Here is a 14,864-nt window from a genome sequence, read left to right as displayed (position 1 = left end):
GTCAAAGGTGCCATGTCTCGCGTAATCCACGTCTTCCGCCAGCCCGACCGGTTCGTCGCAGGAACCGTCGGTGAGCCCGGCGACCGCACGTTCTATCTCCAGGCGTCCGAGGACGTCCGCACGATCAGTGTGACGATCGAAAAACAGCAGGTGGTGGTCTTGGCCGAGAGGCTCGGCTCGCTGCTGGAAGAGGTCGCCAGCAGGTTCGGCGCGGACGTACCCGACGACGCGCCCGAAGAGCTCCTCGACGTCGACCCCCTGACCGTTCCGGTCGAGGAGGAGTTCCGCGTCGGCACGATGGGACTCGGCTGGGACGCCGAGAGCAAGGCCGTCGTCATCGAGCTGCTCGCGATGACGGAGGGTGAGGTGGACGAAACGGTCGTTCTGGACGACACCGAAGAAGGGCCGGACGCCGTTCGCGTCTTCCTGAGTCCTGGCGCGGCGCGCGCGTTCGCCGAACGAGCGGACCGGGTGGTCAACGCCGGCCGCAAGCCGTGCCCGCTGTGCGCGGAACCGCTCGACCCGGCGGGTCACATCTGCCCGCGCCAGAACGGGTACCGGCGCGACGTCGACGTCCTCGAGGACTGACGACGTGGAGGAGTCTTCGCGGGAGCTGGTGACGCGCGGCAAGATCGACGTCGAAGGCAGGCTCGTCGACGCCTCCAACGTCACGCTTTTTTGCTCGATCGAGCTCGACGGTGTCACCGGGAACGTCGTGTACAAGCCGGTTTCCGGTGAGCGGCCGCTGTGGGACTTCCCGGACGGGACGCTCGCGGGCCGCGAGGTCGCGACGGCCATGGTCGCCGAAGCCTCGGGATTGGGCGCGATCCCGCCCACGGTGCTGCGTGACGGGCCGTTCGGGCCCGGCATGGTGCAGCTGTGGATCGAGACCACCGACGAGGAGCTCGTCGACGTCCGGTCGCCGGAGAGCCTGCCGGAAGGCTGGCGTGTGGTGCTGCACGCGCACGATCGCGACGGCGAACCCGCGGTGCTCGCGCACGCGGACCGTCAGGGCATGCGGGAGCTTGCCGTGCTCGACATCGTGGTCAACAACACCGACCGCAAGGGCGGTCATGTGCTCGCCGGTGCCGACGGCCGGATCTACGGCGTGGATCACGGGATCTGCCTGCACACCGACCCGAAGTTGCGGACGGTGCTCTGGGGCTGGATCGGTGAGCGGCTGACCGATGCCGAGGTCGGCAAGCTGCGCGGCCTCCGCGAGCGGCTGGACGGCGAACTCGGGGACGCGCTCGGCGAGCACCTCACCGGTTTCGAGATCCGCGCCCTGGCCGAACGGACCGATCTGCTTTTGGCGGAAGGGGTCTTTCCCGAGCCCGGCGACGACTGGCGGGCCATCCCGTGGCCGCTGTTCTGATCGATGACGAGGCGCGTGCGCGTCTGGTCCAGCGATTCGGCGAGGACGTCGCGGCGTGGTGTGACGAGCTGCCCGCTCTTGTGGAGCGGCTGGCCGCTCGGTGGGGTCTCACCGTCGTCGACGCGAAGCCGGGCAACACCGGCCGGACCCTGATCTGCGAAGGGGACGACGGCCTGACGAAGGTCCTCAAGCTGACCCCGGATCACACGATCGCCGCGTCGGAAGCCGCCGCGTTGCGGGCATGGGACGGCTGCTCGCGGGTCGTGCAGGTGCTCGATACGGAACTCGCCGCCGGGGTGATCCTGCTGGAGGGCATCGATCCCGGCACGCAGCTGCTGGAGGCGGGGGCGAACGTCCCGTGGGCCGAGGTCGGCGACCTGCTGGCCCAGATCCACTCGGTGCCCCCGCCGTCGGATTTCCCGCCGCTGGAAGACCGTGTCACCTTCATGTACGACCTCGCCGAGCGCGGGCTGCGCGGCTCGGTGGCCGAGGCCACGCTCTCGCTGGAGACCCTCGATCGCGCGCGGCTGCGGGCACTCGGACTCGCGACCGGCGGGGGAGGGAACGCGATCGTGCACGGGGACCTGCATCCGGGCAATGTCCTCGACGGCGGGCCCGGACGGGGAGCGGTCGCGATCGACCCGCGTCCGAGCGTCGGCGACCCGTCCTTCGATCTGGCCGACTGGGTCACGTTGCCGATGCGCGACGGCGGAACGCTCGAAGACGGCTTCGACGCGATCGCGCCGCATCTGCCGGATTTCGACGCCGGACGAGTGCGCGCGTGGTGTGTCGCGCTCGCGCCGCTGTTCGTGATGCGCCCGCTCGAGCGGGGTGAGCGGACTCCGTTCGTCGACGCGATGCTGTCGTTCTGCCGGTGAACCCGAGTCCGCGATCGACGTCGGCGGGGCGGCGGATGGCCGCTTGACCGGCGTGGCGGGGAGACGACGGCCCCGGGCAGCGATAGCGTCGTCCGCCGTGCGCTCCCATTCGTACGACGACGTGCTGTCCGGTCCGCGCAAGCGGAAGATCCCCGAGGTGCCCGCGGAGCCGGGGCTCGTGGTCGAAGACCCGGCCAGCGGCTACTGCGGTGCCGTGGTGAAGATCGAGTACGGCAACGTCGTCCTCGAGGACCGGCACGGCAAGCACCGTGTCTTCCCGCTGAATCCCGCGGGTTTCCTGCTCGAGGGCAAGCCGGTGACGCTGGTGCCGTCGAAGGCCGCCCCGAAAAACCCGGCACGGCGGATCTCGGCGTCCGGGTCGGTCCAGGTCCAGGGGCTCAAGGCGCGGGTCGCCCGCGATTCGCGCATCTGGGTGGAGGGCAAGCACGACGCCGAACTCGTCGAGCGGGTCTGGGGCCATGACCTGCGGGTCGAAGGTGTGGTGGTGGAACCACTCGATGGGGTGGATGTGCTGTCCGACCGCATCGACGAGTTCGGCACCGGGCCCGGCCGCCGCCTCGGGGTGCTGGTCGACCACCTGGTCGCGGGCAGCAAGGAATCACGGATCGTCGACGCGATCCGCGACGAGAACGTGCTGATCACCGGGCATCCGTACATCGATATCTGGGAGGCGGTGAAGCCGTCGGTCGTCGGCATTCGTGCCTGGCCGAAGATCCCGCGTGGCACGGAGTGGAAACAGGGCGTCTGCGACGCGCTCGGCTGGGGCGAGCCGTGGGAGGGCTGGCAGCGGATCCTGGCGGCGGTCGGCAGCTACCGGGATCTGGAAACACCGCTGATCGGAGCGGTGGAACGGCTCATCGACTTCGTGTCGGACCCAGGTGAAGAGTCCTGAATGCCCGGTTTGCGTGAGATCACACAAGGTCACGCGTCGGTCACGTCGGTTTCGCTTCTTCGGTATGAATCGGCGCGATCTGGGAGCATGAACGCATGACAGGCGCTCTCATCTGGCTGATCGCCGGCATCCTCTTGATCATCGCCGAGCTGCTCTCGGGTGATCTGTTCTTGCTCATGGTCGGTGTCGGAGCCCTGTTCGGGGCGGGCTCGGCCGCCTTGACCGGGAACCCGTTCATCGACGTCGCGGTGTTCGCCGTCGCCTCGGTCGGGATGCTCGTCCTCGTCCGGCCGACCCTCAAACGCCGGTTCCTCGCGGGGCCGGACATCAAGACCAACACCGAAGCGCTGATCGGCGCGCGGGCGGTAGTAGTGTCCACAGTGGACGGCGATGCGGGCCAGGTGAAACTGGCAGGCGACGTCTGGTCGGCACGAAGCATGACCGGCGGGGAACCGATCGCCCCGGGGACATCGGTGACGGTCGTCGAGATCTCGGGCGCCACGGCGGTCGTCTCGGCCGAGCTGTGAGCCGGTCGGCCGCACCGCAACAGGGTTTCTACGTAAGGGGAAGGTAGTTGTCAGAGACAGTGGTGTTCATCGTCGTCGGACTGCTCGCGTTGTTCGTGGTCGTCGTCGTGGTCAAGGCGATCATGGTGGTGCCGCAGGCACAGTCCGCTGTGATCGAACGGCTGGGCCGGTTCCGGACGGTGGCTTCTCCCGGCCTGACGTTTCTGGTGCCCTTCCTGGACAAGGTCCGGGCGCGGATCGACCTCCGCGAGCAGGTCGTGTCGTTCCCGCCCCAGCCCGTGATCACCGAGGACAACCTGACGGTGTCCATCGACACGGTCGTGTACTTCCAGGTCACCGACTCGCGGGCCGCGGTCTACGAGATCTCGAACTACATCGTCGGTGTCGAGCAGCTGACCACCACGACCCTGCGTAACGTCGTCGGTGGCATGAGCCTCGAGCAGACGCTGACCTCGCGCGACTCGATCAACAGTCAGCTGCGGGGTGTGCTCGACGAGGCCACCGGCCGTTGGGGCATCCGCGTCGCCCGGGTCGAGCTGAAGGCGATCGACCCGCCGCCCTCCATCCAGGACTCGATGGAGAAGCAGATGCGCGCCGACCGTGAGAAGCGCGCGATGATCCTGACCGCCGAAGGTCAGCGTGAATCGGCGATCAAGACCGCGGAAGGTCAGAAGCAGAGTCAGATCCTCGCGGCCGAAGGTGCCAAGCAGGCCGCGATCCTGGGCGCGGAGGCCGAGCGGCAGTCGCGGATCCTGCGCGCGCAGGGTGAACGTGCCGCCCGGTACCTGCAGGCGCAGGGGCAGGCGAAGGCCATCGAGAAGGTCTTCGCGGCGATCAAGGCCGGGCGTCCCACGCCCGAGGTCCTGGCGTACCAGTACCTGCAGACCCTGCCGCAGCTGGCGCAGGGCGACGCGAACAAGGTCTGGATGATCCCGAGCGACTACGGCAAGGCCCTGGAGGGCTTCGCCCGCGCGCTCGGTGCGCCCGGCGACGACGGCGTGTTCCGCTACGAGCCACCGAAGGAAGACCCGGTCGAGAAGCCGGACCTGGAGGACGAAGAGGTTCAGGGCTGGTTCGACACCTCCAGCGACCCGAAGGTCGCCGAGGCCGTCGCGGCAGCGGAAGCCGTGGCGCGCAAGGAGGTTCCGGCGCTGGGTGTCGCGACGCCGCGGCAGGAGCCGCCCGCTCCGCGTCAGGTCCCCAAGGCCGCGCCCGCTCCCGAACCGGAGGCCGCCCCGGAGCCGCCGCAGGCGCCGCCGGCCTCCCGGTTGCCGCAGCCGCAGCCGCCCGCAGGTCCGCAGGGTGGCCCGTACCAGGGGCCGCCGTCGCAGGGGCCGGGCGGTGGCCCGTTCCCGCAGCAGGGGCCGTTCGGCGGTCCGCAGGGTGGTCCGCCGCAGCGCTGACCGTGGAAGTGAGAGAGGGCCGTCCCGTTCGGGCGGCCCTCTTCTTTTGCTTCGGTGGGGGCGGGGGTCGTGAGTGATAACTGTCGTTCTAACGCGCCTTATCACTCACGACCTGCCTTCCGGGTGTCCTTTGTGGATCCGGTTGGCCTCTATGCGACTTTGCCGAGCCCTTGACCCTGCGGGCTGGGGAAGGAGGCCTTCACGGACGCGTTCCCCAGGTGTCACTGGACCTCGATCGCGGTCGAGGTTGCAGGGTGTCGCCATGGACGGATCGATTCTTGCGATACGGGACTTCCTCGACGAGCCCCGCCTGCCTGCCTGCGTCGCCACCACCACCGGCCGCGGGACTCCTGCCTTGGCGATGATGTGGTTCGTGGCTGAGGAGAGCCGGTTGTGGTTCCACACCCCGGTGTCCGACGGACGGCCGTCGCCGTTCTTGGCCGCCGCGCGCGAGAATCGCGAGGTCGCGGTCATGGTCGCTACCTTCGACCCGCCTGACGACGTCCGCCAGGTCCGGATGACCGGCCCGGCGAGACTGGAAGTCAAGGATGTGTCCCGGATTCGCCGCATCTACGAGCGCTACGTCCCCGCCTGGTCGGCGGAATGGGCGGAGCACGCCGCGTCGCCAGACGCGCGGCTGTGGTCGATGTCCCCTGACCGGGGTATGGCCGTGGCCTACCCCGGTCTCGAGAACCGTCCCGTGTTCCGCTGGTCGAACGCGGCGGACGGGCCGTTCAGCCCCTGATGAAAGCGAGCGTCCGGTACTCGTCGACCACGGCGGCGAGTTCGGCGATGCGGGCCTGTCCGGCGTCGACGAGGCGTTGCCCGGCCCGTGACCACTGCTCGAGGTCGGACGACATCGGCGGGATCTCGGCCAGGATCTCCGCGCTCTCGGCGAGGCTGAGCCCGACCCGCTGGGCGGCGACCGCGAGCCGGATCCGGCAGACGGCGTCGATGGTGAACCGGCGCGCGTTGCCGGCGGTGCGTTCGGCGGTGATGATGCGGTAGCGCTCGTAGTACCGGACGGCGTTCGCCGAGACCCCGGCCTTGCTCGCGACCTGGCCGACGGTCAGCCCGGCGTCGAGCGGGGATCGTGTCGACGTCGTCATGCCGCACTCCGCACCGTGGTGGGTTCAGGCGTCGGGGCCGGGCTGGTCCGCAGCCTGACCACCAGGGCGATAACCATGACCGCGAGGACTCCGACGAGAGTCAGGCGATACGCGTCGACGATCTGCCCGGTGAGCACCGAGTCCGCCGCCGGACCGCTCAGCGCGGCGAGGCCCTGCCCGGCGGTGGCGGCCGCGATGAGCCCGGTGAACACTCCGCTCACCACCGCCGTGCCGACGGCGCTCGCGATGGTGCTGGACAAGGGAAGGATCGCCGAACCGGACGCGAGGTCCGGGCCGTTCAGGTGCCGGCCCGCGCTCACGATGGTGGGCAGCATGATCGCCCCCGTGCCCGCCCCTTGGAGCACGCCCAAGATCGCCAGCACCGCGTAAGGCGTGTCCGGTGTGAGGACGAGGATGGTCAGTGCGGTCGAGATGATCGCGAGGCTCAACCCGGTCCCGACGACGATCCGCGGGCCGAAGCGTTCCAGTACGCGGGCGGCGAACTGGATGGTGAGGCCCATCCCGATCGTGCTCGGCACCATCATCAGTGCGCTGATCATGGCCGAATCGCCGCGCATCACCTGAATGTAGGCGGGCATCAGCAGCATCGAGCCGAAGTACGGCCCGGCGTACAGGACGAGGATCGCGGCGTTGCGCCCGAACGTCCGGTCGCGCAGGAGCCGCACGTTCAGCAGTGGCGCGTGATGATGCCACGACCTTCGGAGGAACACTGCCATGAGCGCGAGTCCGGCTGCGACGATCACCGCCCGGACGTCCATACCGACCGTCTCTTCGCTGAATCCGTACGCCACCGCGACCACGCCAGGGACGAGCAGCAGTCCACCGGCGAAATCGATCGGAGCGCGTTCCGCCGACGGGGTGTCGACGGGCACCCAGCGCAGCACACCGGCGACGCCGAGCAGGGCGGGCGGGACGGTGATGAAGAACAGTGCCCGCCATGACAGGTTCTCCAGCAGGAGTCCGCCGAGCATCGGGCCGAGGATCGGCCCGATCAGCAAGGGCAGACCGGTGATCGTGGTCATCCGGCTCCGGCGTTCCGGGGCCACCGCGCCGAAACCGATGGTCATCCCCAGTGGATTGATGAGTCCGCCGGCGAGGCCCTGCACCGCCCGTGCGGCGATCAGCCAGCCCAGATCACCGGCGGCGCCGGCGGCCGCGGACGTCACCGCGAACACGAGCAGCGCGGCCAGATACACCCGGCGCGCTCCCCAGCGTTGCGCGAAAGTCGCCGCGAGGGGCATCGCCGCGACCATGCCGAGCGCGTAGGCGGTCGCGATCCACTGGATCGTGGTGAGCGACGCGGAGAACGTCGTCATGAACCGCGGTAGCGCGACGGCGACGATCGTGGTGTCGAGAACGGCCATCAACCCGCCGAGCGCGATCACCGAGGCGATGCGCAGTTCTTGTCCTGTCAGGCGGTTCATGCCGCACTCTCCTGAGTCGCGACGCGCCCGGCACGCAGGGTGCGGGCCCACCAGTCCAGTTCGGTCATCGTCGCGGCCAGCGCACCACGCTCGGCGTCGGTGCCCTCGTACCCGTTCGGGCCCAGACGGGTCCACGGAGCGTTCAGCAGTACCGCATCGCGGGTCGTGGTGGCCCGCAGCTCGGGGAAGATCAGCCGCAACTGTTCGATCGCGCGGATACCGCCCGAACCGGCGCCGTAGCCGACGAACGCTACGGGTTTGTACGCCCACTCGGTGAAATGCCAGTCGATCGCGTTCTTCAGCGCCGCCGGGAAACTGTGGTTGTACTCCGGGGTGACGACGAGGTAGGCGTCGGCCGCACGCAGCCTGTCGCTGATCACCGTCTCGGTGCCGCCGGGCTGTGTTCCCTGCAAGGGCAGATCGATGTCGGCGAGGTCGATGGGATCCACCTCCAGCCCGTCGAGCGCGGCGAGTTCGGTCAGCAGCCAGTCCGTGATGGCGTCGGCGAAGCGTTCGTGCCGGACACTGCCGATGATCACGGCGAGGCGAACGGGGGACTGGGTGGTGTTCTCTGTGGTCATGGCGAAGACGCTAAAAGCTCGTCCATAGGTGAACTCAAGCTCTTGCGTCCCTGGTCACGAAACCTGGACCTCTATTTAAGTAGAGGTTGTAAGGGGTGGGTGTCGTGGCGAGTCTTCGGCCATGGACGACTTCGGCGACGACTCGGCTGACCTGCTGAAATGGGGACGCGGGGCTCCTGTCTCGGTGTGTGATCGGAGCCGGGTGCGTTCGACGACCCCTGGCTCTCTCGGGCGTGGATGTCCCCTTCCGCCGACGATTGACATGTAGGAAAAAGCCTACGTATGGTGGCGGCATGAACATCGACCGCATCCAGTTCCTCACCGTTCCGGTCGCCGATCAGGCCAAGGCGCGGGACTTCTACGTCGGCAAGCTCGGCTTCGACCTGCTCGTCGACGTCAGCGGCCCGCACGGCCCGTTCGTCATGGTCGGCCCCAAGGGGGCGGAGACCGGCATCGTCCTGGTCGACCGCGCCGTCGGCGGGCTCGACCTCGAGACGCGTGTGCATTTCCAGCTGAGCACCGCCGACGTCGATGCCGACATCGCGGAGCTTCGCGCCCAGGGCATCGAGGTCGACGACGCGGACGAGATGCCGTGGGGTCGCGTGACCTCGTTCAAGGATCCCGACGGCAACGCGATGGGATTGCTCGAACCGTCCGGTTACGGCGACTGGCCGCGCTGATGCCGGTCAACGACGACGTCTTCGCCGCGCTCGCCAACCCGGCCCGCCGCGAAGTGCTGGGCATCCTTCTCGAAGGCCCGCGGGCGGCAGGGGAGATCGCCGAACGCTTCGACATGCGGCGGCCCAGCCTGTCGGAACACCTTCGGGTGCTGCGCGAGGCCGGACTCGTCCGGGAAGAGCGGCAGGGCCGCAATCGCGTCTACTTCCTCGAGGCCGCGCCGCTGCAGGAGGTCTCGGACTGGCTTTCGCCCTACGAGCGCTACTGGCGCGGCAAGCTGGGCAACCTGCGTGACCTGCTGGACGAGGAGGAGTTCTGAACGACGAGGACCCGACGGCGATTCACGTCGACCAGTTCCTGGCGCATCCGCCGCGCAAGGTGTGGCGCGCGCTGACCGAACCACAGCTGCTGGAACGCTGGCTCCGGATGCCGAACGACATCAAACCCATTGTGGGGCACCGGTTCGAGCTGTTCGCGGATCCCGTTCCCGCCGCCGGATTCGAGGGCGGGCCGGTCGCCTGCGAGGTGCTGGCCGTCGAGCTGGAACGGTTGCTGAGCATCAGCTGGGGTCCGGAGTGGACGGTCACCTGGCGGCTCGTGCCGGAGGGCCGGGGGACCAGGCTGTTCCTCAGTCACGAGGGCTTCGATCCCGACGACGAATTCCAGCGGATGTCGCGGCGGATCATGGGCGGCGGCTGGCGCACCGGGGTCCCGAAGGCACTGGCGCGCGTGCTGGACGAGATGCCGGACCAGAAGCCGTAGGCGATCCGCGGGACAAGCTCTCGACAGCGGGTCTAGGATCCCCGCTGTGACGGACGAGAAACCGCTCCGAGCCGATGCCCGCCGTAACCGCACACGGGTGTTGGAGGCCGCGGAGCGCGTCTTCACGGCCAAAGGCACCAGCGCGCCGACCGAAGAAGTCGCCCGCGAAGCAGGCGTCGGAGTCGGCACCGTTTTCCGGCACTTTCCCACGAAAGAGGCGCTTCTGGAGGCGGTGCTCTTCGCGCGCCTTCACCGCTTCGCCGACGAAGCGGAGGCCACGGTGGCCGCCGACTCACCCGACCCGGGCGCCGCGTTCTTCGGGTTCCTCACCGGCTGGATCGAGATGTCGGGTGCCAAGAACGCCTACTTCGAAGCCCTGTCGGCGGCAGGCGTCAGCGTTCCCTCGGCCGGGTCGGTCATCGGTGTCCGCCTGAAGGACGCGCTCGGCGTTCTGCTCAGCCGGGCGCAGGACACCGGCGACGTCCGCAAGGATCTCGGCGTCGACGAACTGATCCCGGTGATCATCGGAACGGCGAAGGCGGCGGAGCATGCCGGACCCGAGTTCCGGGCCCGGACGATCTGCATCCTCTTCGACGGGCTTCGGCCGCGTCAGGCGTAAGGGTCCATCGTCGGCCGCTTCGGCGCGAGCTCGTCGCCCGACGATTCACCACGCAACCTGCGCTTGATCCACGGCACGGCGTGCTCCTTGCCCCACTGGAGGTTCTCGGTGCGCCGCGCCCGCGGGCTCAGCAGCGGTCGCGGTCCGAGTTCGGCCCGAGTCAGCTTGTGCGGTTCGCCGAGCGCGTCGAGCACGGCAATGGCGATCTCATTGTGTCCCAGCGAGTTCAGGTGCAGCCGGTCCGGCGACCACAGCCGCCTGTCCCGCAGTTGCCGCATCGCCCACATGTCCACCAGCAGCGTCCCGTGCCGCGCGGCGATACCGCGGACATGCTCGTTGTAGATCGCCACACGGCCGCGGATCCTGCGGAACAGCGCGTCTTCGACCCCGTCGACACCGGTGAAGAGGACGACCCGAGCGCCCGTGGCCACGACCTTGCCGACAGCGGCGTCGTAGTCGTCGACGAGAGCGTCGATATCGACCTTCGGCCGCATCAGATCGTTGCCGCCGGCGTACAGCGTCACGAGGTCCGGATTCAGGGCGAGCGCCGGGTCGAGCTGCTCGGCGAGGACCTGCCCCAGGAGTTTGCCGCGGATCGCGAGATTGGCGTAGCGGAAGTCCTGGTGGTTGGCCGCGAGTGTGGCCGCGACGCGGTCGGCCCAGCCGCGGACGCCGTTGGGCGACGACGGGTCGTCGTCGCCGACACCCTCGGTGAAGGAATCACCAAGGGTGACTAAGCGCTTGCTTATCGCGGAAGGCATGAGGCAGCCCCCTCGAATGGTGATGGCATACCGGCGATGTTACTGAACTGGCCGGATCAGGTGCGCGCCGGGCGTACCGTGCACGTCACGGGCGGTGCCGTCGATCACCGGCAAGCCCCAGGCCTTTGCCACGCGCGCAGGGGTCAGCACCGACGCCGGCGCGCCTTCGCCGACCAGCCTGCCGTCCTGGAGCAGCAGGCAGTGATCGGCCCGGCCAGCCACCTCGAGGTCGTGTGTGACGCGCAGGACCGTCGTGCCCTCGGCGAGTGCGGCCCGCAGGGCTTCGTCGATCAGTCCGCGGGCGTGTAGATCGAGGCCGGCCGACGGCTCGTCCAGCAGTAGCAGTCCGGCTCGCTGAGCCAACCCCTGCGCCACCAGTGCCCGCTGGCGTTGCCCACCGGACAGCGTGCCGATCAATCGGTCGGCGATCGACGTGATCTCCAGTAGTTCCAGGCATTCCCCGACGATCTTCCGGTCCATCTTGGACAGTCGGCGCCAGTGTCCGCGGTGCGCCCAGCGTCCCATCGTCACGGTGGCCCGGACGGTGATCGGCAGCGACCGTGACACCTCGCTCTGCTGGGTCACGTAGGCGACACGGCCCTGGTCTCGGCGGGTCACCGAACCGGTGCTCGGCGGGAGCACGCCCGCGACGAGGTTCAGCAGTGACGACTTCCCCGCGCCGTTGGCGCCGGCGATCGCGGTGAGCCGTGCGGACGGTACCTGGGCGGTGATCCCGCGCAGCACCTCGCGGGAGCCGTAGTGGGCGTGCGCGCGGTCGATCGTGAGCGCCGTTGTGTCGGGGGTCATCACACCTCTTTCAGATAATGACAATCATTACCACTATAGTGTGACGCGTGGAATGGTTGCTGATCCCCTTCGAGGTGTCGTTCGTGCAGCGTGCGCTGGTGGCGGGAGTGCTCGTCTCGGCGGTGTGCGCCGTCGTGGGCACCTGGGTGGTGTTGCGCGGCATGGCCTTCATCGGCGACGCGATGTCGCACGGCATGTTGCCCGGCGTGGCGATCGCCTCGCTGACCGGCGTGAACCTGCTGATCGGCGCGGCGATCAGTGCCGGGGTGATGGCGCTCGGCGTGACGGCGCTCGGCCGTTCGCGGCGGCTGTCCGAGGACACCACGATCGGGCTGCTCTTCGTCGGCATGCTCGCGAGCGGTGTGATCATCGTGTCCCACTCGCGGTCGTTCGCGGTCGATCTCACCGGGTTCCTGTTCGGTGACGTGCTCGCCGTCGGATCGGGGGACCTGGTGGGCCTCGCGATCACCCTGCTCGTCGTGGGAGCGGTGGCACTGGCGGGACATCGTTCGTTCACCGCGCTCACCTTCGACGTCCGCAAAGCGCACACCCTGGGGCTTCGTCCACGTCTGGCGAACGCGGTGCTGCTCGGGCTGGTCACGCTGACGATCGTCGCGTCGTTCCGCGTCGTGGGGACGTTGCTGGTGTTCGGCCTGCTCATCGCCCCCGCCGCGGCCGCACTCTTCTGGTCGAGGCGGATCACCACGATCATGCTCGTCGCCGCGTTGCTCGGCATCACCGCCACGCTCGGCGGCCTGCTCGTGTCCTGGCATTGGGGCACCGCGGCGGGCGCGACCATCGCCGCCGGCGCGGTCCTCCTGTTCTTCCTTTCCGCGTTCCTGTCCTTCGTACGACAGCGATTCCGTTCCCTGACACCGGAGATCGAGAGCTCACGATGAAACTGAAAGCAGTGACGGCGGTCGCCGCGGCGCTGACCCTGGCGGCGTGCGGCTCGGAGCAGCCGGGGGAGGTGACCGCGGAAGTCCCGCACGGCTATGTCGAAGGTGCCGAGGAGGCCGCCGAGGCTCAGTCGCGGCTGATCGTCGCCGACACGGACACCGGCGCCGTACGCGTCGTCGACCTGATCACCGAGGAGGTGCACGAGGCCGGGCGAGCCGACGGAGTACGAGCCGTGACGGGTGACGGCCGTTTCGGCTACCTGACCGCCGGCGACGGCACGATCCGGGTGATCGACAGCGGTTCCTGGATGGTCGACCACGGTGACCACGTCCACTACTACCGGACGAAGGTCCGGGATGTCGGCGTGGCACCCGGTAACCAGCCCTTGGCGGTCTACAGCGATCCCGCGGTCACCGCACTGTCCTATTCGGACGGTACGACGACGTTGCTGGATCGAACCGCGCTCGACAAGGGCACCGTGACCGAACTGGGGAAGATCACCCGCGAGCCGCACGCGGGTGTCGCGATCCCTTACCGCGAGCACATCATCGCCACGGTGGCGGACGCCGGAAAGCCGCTCGCCCGCGGCGTGCGCGTCCACGACCGTCAGGGCAAAGTCGTCGCGGAGATCGACCAGCCGTGCCCGGACGTCCAGGGCCAGGCTGTAACCAGGCGCGGAGCCGTCTTCGGCTGCGCGGACGGCGCCCTGCTGGTGACCGAGAAGGACGGCGCGTTCGCCGGGGTCAAGATCCCGTACCCGCGCGATGTCAGCACGCAGGAACGCGCCACCGCCTTCTCCCACCGGCCCGGTGGTTCCACGCTCGCGGCGCGGGCTGGGGAGTCCGCGGTGTGGTCGCTGGACGTCGGGCGCCGCAGCTGGCAGCACGTCGAGACCGGCCCGGTCGCCGCGGTGAACGCCGTCGGCGAGGGTGGCCCGCTGCTGGTCCTCACCCGGGACGGAAAGCTGCGCTCCTTCGACGGCACCGGAAAGGAACAGACGGCCGTCCCGCTCCTGACGCCGGAAGCGACCGCCGCCGGCGTTCCGTCGATCCAGGTCGATTCGACCCGCGCCTACCTCAACAACCCGCTCGCCGCCGAGGTGTACGAAATCGACTACAACGACAACCTTCGCCGCGCCAGGACGCTGAAGGTCGGCGGCAAGGCGGGCCACATCGTGGAGACCGGCAGATGAGGCGCCGCGTACTCGCCCTGGCCGTGGTGGCGGTGCTGGCGGCGGCCGGCTGCTCCGGGACCGGTGGAGGCGGCAAATCGGTCGTGGTCACGACGAACATCCTCGGCGACATCACCCGCGCCGTCGTCGGCGATCAGGCCGAGGTGACGGTGTTGATGAAGCCCAACGCCGACCCGCATTCCTTCGGGATCTCCGCACAGCAGGCGGCTCAGGTCGAGCGCGCCGGTCTGATCGTCTACAACGGACTCGGGCTCGAAGAGGGGATCCTGCGCACCGTCCGCACGGCCGAGCAAAGCGGAGTACCGGCGCTGCCCGCCGGGGAACGGGTGAACCCGATCAGTTACGCCGACAACAAGCCCGACCCCCACTTCTGGACGGATCCGGCACGGGTGCGCGACGCGGTGAAGACGATCGCCGACGAAGTCGTCGCCCATGTCGACGGGGTCGACGAAGCGGTGATCCGCGCCAACGCCGAACGCTATCGCGGGGAGATCGAGGCGCTCGACAAGACGATGACCGAGAAGTTCGGCGGGATTCCGCCCGAGCGCCGGAAACTGGTCACGAATCACCACGTGTTCGGCTACCTGGCACAGCGGTTCGGATTCCAGGTCGTCGGCGCGGTGATCCCCGGCGGAACCACGCTCGCTTCACCCAGCTCCTCGGATCTGAAGGCACTCGCCGACACCGTTCGCGCGGCCGGAGTGCCGGTGATCTTCGCCGATTCCTCGCAACCGGACCGGCTCGCGCGGGTCTTGGCCGAGCAGGCCGGACTGCACGTCCAGGTGGCCCCGTTGTTCTCGGAATCGCTCAGTGAACCAGGCCAGGGCGCGGCCACCTATCTGGAAATGATGCGCGCCAACACCGAATCGATCACCACCGGTTTGACCCGTTCCTGACCGGAACAGACGAAAGGC

At 68.9% G+C, this 14,864-nt stretch carries 19 protein-coding genes; 14 read left to right on the top strand and 5 right to left on the bottom strand.

Annotated elements, in window-relative coordinates; translation table 11 throughout:
* Window positions 1-12 precede the first annotated feature (12 nt).
* The 7 genes from BLW75_RS04595 (at window position 13) to BLW75_RS04565 (ending at window position 5,841) form a co-directional block, all read left to right on the top strand.
* Window positions 13-588 carry a DUF3090 domain-containing protein gene (locus BLW75_RS04595; RefSeq protein WP_034306761.1) on the top strand — a complete coding sequence of 192 codons (576 nt, stop codon included), beginning with the start codon at window positions 13-15 and terminating at the stop codon, window positions 586-588.
* 4 nt (window positions 589-592) lie between these two features.
* A complete protein-coding gene (locus tag BLW75_RS04590) occupies window positions 593-1,375 on the top strand; it encodes an SCO1664 family protein (RefSeq protein WP_034306762.1) in 783 nt (260 codons plus the stop codon).
* Window positions 1,360-2,253 (top strand): aminoglycoside phosphotransferase family protein, encoded by an 894-nt coding sequence (locus tag BLW75_RS04585; RefSeq protein ID WP_034306765.1) that lies wholly within the window; start codon window positions 1,360-1,362, stop codon window positions 2,251-2,253. Before BLW75_RS04590 ends, BLW75_RS04585 begins: the two co-directional genes overlap by 16 nt.
* Before the next feature lie 97 nt (window positions 2,254-2,350).
* Window positions 2,351-3,166 (top strand): DUF3097 domain-containing protein, encoded by an 816-nt coding sequence (locus BLW75_RS04580; protein WP_034306768.1) that lies wholly within the window; start codon window positions 2,351-2,353, stop codon window positions 3,164-3,166.
* Window positions 3,167-3,261: 95 nt separating this feature from the next.
* Entirely contained in the window at window positions 3,262-3,693 is a 432-nt protein-coding gene (locus BLW75_RS04575; RefSeq protein WP_034306770.1) for an NfeD family protein, read from the top strand.
* A 59-nt stretch (window positions 3,694-3,752) separates the two neighbouring features.
* Window positions 3,753-5,096 carry an SPFH domain-containing protein gene (locus BLW75_RS04570; protein ID WP_198935668.1) on the top strand — a complete coding sequence of 448 codons (1,344 nt, stop codon included), beginning with the start codon at window positions 3,753-3,755 and terminating at the stop codon, window positions 5,094-5,096.
* Between the two features lie 262 nt (window positions 5,097-5,358).
* Window positions 5,359-5,841, top strand: a complete 483-nt coding sequence (locus BLW75_RS04565; RefSeq protein WP_034306775.1) for a pyridoxamine 5'-phosphate oxidase family protein — start codon at window positions 5,359-5,361, stop codon at window positions 5,839-5,841.
* On the opposite strand, the gene BLW75_RS04560 is transcribed toward BLW75_RS04565, so the two are convergent.
* The 3 genes from BLW75_RS04560 to BLW75_RS04550 are packed head-to-tail and all read right to left on the bottom strand — an operon-like array spanning window position 5,831 to window position 8,231.
* Window positions 5,831-6,205, bottom strand: a complete 375-nt coding sequence (locus BLW75_RS04560) for a MerR family transcriptional regulator (RefSeq protein WP_034306777.1) — start codon at window positions 6,203-6,205, stop codon at window positions 5,831-5,833. The genes BLW75_RS04565 and BLW75_RS04560 overlap by 11 nt on opposite strands.
* A complete protein-coding gene (locus BLW75_RS04555) occupies window positions 6,202-7,650 on the bottom strand; it encodes a DHA2 family efflux MFS transporter permease subunit (protein WP_034306779.1) in 1,449 nt (482 codons plus the stop codon). Before BLW75_RS04555 ends, BLW75_RS04560 begins: the two co-directional genes overlap by 4 nt.
* Window positions 7,647-8,231, bottom strand: coding sequence for an NADPH-dependent FMN reductase (locus tag BLW75_RS04550; protein WP_034306781.1), 585 nt, complete (start codon window positions 8,229-8,231; stop codon window positions 7,647-7,649). Before BLW75_RS04550 ends, BLW75_RS04555 begins: the two co-directional genes overlap by 4 nt.
* Before the next feature lie 293 nt (window positions 8,232-8,524).
* Between BLW75_RS04550 and BLW75_RS04545 the strand changes: the two genes are divergently transcribed.
* The 4 genes from BLW75_RS04545 to BLW75_RS04530 are packed head-to-tail and all read left to right on the top strand — an operon-like array spanning window position 8,525 to window position 10,290.
* Window positions 8,525-8,911, top strand: a complete 387-nt coding sequence (locus tag BLW75_RS04545; protein WP_034306783.1) for a VOC family protein — start codon at window positions 8,525-8,527, stop codon at window positions 8,909-8,911.
* Window positions 8,911-9,228, top strand: a complete 318-nt coding sequence (locus tag BLW75_RS04540) for a metalloregulator ArsR/SmtB family transcription factor (protein WP_034306786.1) — start codon at window positions 8,911-8,913, stop codon at window positions 9,226-9,228. The genes BLW75_RS04545 and BLW75_RS04540 overlap by 1 nt, the downstream gene beginning before the upstream one ends.
* Complete coding sequence (locus BLW75_RS04535; protein WP_034306788.1) at window positions 9,225-9,671, top strand: SRPBCC family protein; 447 nt, start codon at window positions 9,225-9,227, stop codon at window positions 9,669-9,671. Before BLW75_RS04540 ends, BLW75_RS04535 begins: the two co-directional genes overlap by 4 nt.
* A gap of 46 nt (window positions 9,672-9,717) precedes the next feature.
* Complete coding sequence (locus tag BLW75_RS04530; RefSeq protein ID WP_034306790.1) at window positions 9,718-10,290, top strand: TetR/AcrR family transcriptional regulator; 573 nt, start codon at window positions 9,718-9,720, stop codon at window positions 10,288-10,290.
* On the opposite strand, the gene BLW75_RS04525 is transcribed toward BLW75_RS04530, so the two are convergent.
* Both BLW75_RS04525 and aztA read right to left on the bottom strand, forming a co-directional pair.
* Window positions 10,281-11,051 (bottom strand): SGNH/GDSL hydrolase family protein, encoded by a 771-nt coding sequence (locus BLW75_RS04525; RefSeq protein WP_034306792.1) that lies wholly within the window; start codon window positions 11,049-11,051, stop codon window positions 10,281-10,283. The two genes, BLW75_RS04530 and BLW75_RS04525, sit on opposite strands and share 10 nt — an antisense overlap.
* A 39-nt stretch (window positions 11,052-11,090) precedes the next feature.
* A complete protein-coding gene (aztA, locus tag BLW75_RS04520; protein WP_091596794.1) occupies window positions 11,091-11,858 on the bottom strand; it encodes a zinc ABC transporter ATP-binding protein AztA in 768 nt (255 codons plus the stop codon).
* A gap of 47 nt (window positions 11,859-11,905) precedes the next feature.
* On the opposite strand from aztA, the gene aztB reads away from it, so the two are divergent.
* Genes aztB through aztC form a run of 3 tightly spaced genes read left to right on the top strand, consistent with a single transcriptional unit; the run spans window position 11,906 to window position 14,846 of the window.
* Entirely contained in the window at window positions 11,906-12,757 is an 852-nt protein-coding gene (gene aztB / locus BLW75_RS04515) for a zinc ABC transporter permease AztB (RefSeq protein WP_034306795.1), read from the top strand.
* Entirely contained in the window at window positions 12,754-13,950 is a 1,197-nt protein-coding gene (locus tag BLW75_RS04510; RefSeq protein ID WP_034306797.1) for a WD40 repeat domain-containing protein, read from the top strand. Before aztB ends, BLW75_RS04510 begins: the two co-directional genes overlap by 4 nt.
* Complete coding sequence (aztC, locus tag BLW75_RS04505; RefSeq protein ID WP_034306799.1) at window positions 13,947-14,846, top strand: zinc ABC transporter substrate-binding protein AztC; 900 nt, start codon at window positions 13,947-13,949, stop codon at window positions 14,844-14,846. Before BLW75_RS04510 ends, aztC begins: the two co-directional genes overlap by 4 nt.
* Window positions 14,847-14,864 lie beyond the last annotated feature (18 nt).

The organism is Amycolatopsis lurida, from assembly GCF_900105055.1.
Classification (GTDB): Bacteria; Actinomycetota; Actinomycetes; order Mycobacteriales; family Pseudonocardiaceae; genus Amycolatopsis; species Amycolatopsis lurida.
The sequence above is the reverse complement of the archived record's forward strand: the minus strand, read 5'-3'. Positions and strand labels throughout refer to the sequence as shown.

Bases quoted from the DNA above. Each gene is read 5' to 3' on its own strand.
- BLW75_RS04595 (WP_034306761.1), top strand. From the start codon at position 13: ATGTCTCGCGTAATCCACGTCTTCCGCCAGCCCGACCGGTTCGTCGCA.
- BLW75_RS04575 (WP_034306770.1), top strand. From the start codon at position 3,262: ATGACAGGCGCTCTCATCTGGCTGATCGCCGGCATCCTCTTGATCATC.
- BLW75_RS04565 (WP_034306775.1), top strand. From the start codon at position 5,359: ATGGACGGATCGATTCTTGCGATACGGGACTTCCTCGACGAGCCCCGC.
- BLW75_RS04560 (WP_034306777.1), bottom strand. From the start codon at position 6,205: ATGACGACGTCGACACGATCCCCGCTCGACGCCGGGCTGACCGTCGGC.
- BLW75_RS04555 (WP_034306779.1), bottom strand. From the start codon at position 7,650: ATGAACCGCCTGACAGGACAAGAACTGCGCATCGCCTCGGTGATCGCG.
- BLW75_RS04550 (WP_034306781.1), bottom strand. From the start codon at position 8,231: ATGACCACAGAGAACACCACCCAGTCCCCCGTTCGCCTCGCCGTGATC.
- BLW75_RS04545 (WP_034306783.1), top strand. From the start codon at position 8,525: ATGAACATCGACCGCATCCAGTTCCTCACCGTTCCGGTCGCCGATCAG.
- BLW75_RS04540 (WP_034306786.1), top strand. From the start codon at position 8,911: ATGCCGGTCAACGACGACGTCTTCGCCGCGCTCGCCAACCCGGCCCGC.
- BLW75_RS04525 (WP_034306792.1), bottom strand. From the start codon at position 11,051: ATGCCTTCCGCGATAAGCAAGCGCTTAGTCACCCTTGGTGATTCCTTC.
- aztA (WP_091596794.1), bottom strand. From the start codon at position 11,858: ATGACCCCCGACACAACGGCGCTCACGATCGACCGCGCGCACGCCCAC.
- BLW75_RS04510 (WP_034306797.1), top strand. From the start codon at position 12,754: ATGAAACTGAAAGCAGTGACGGCGGTCGCCGCGGCGCTGACCCTGGCG.
- aztC (WP_034306799.1), top strand. From the start codon at position 13,947: ATGAGGCGCCGCGTACTCGCCCTGGCCGTGGTGGCGGTGCTGGCGGCG.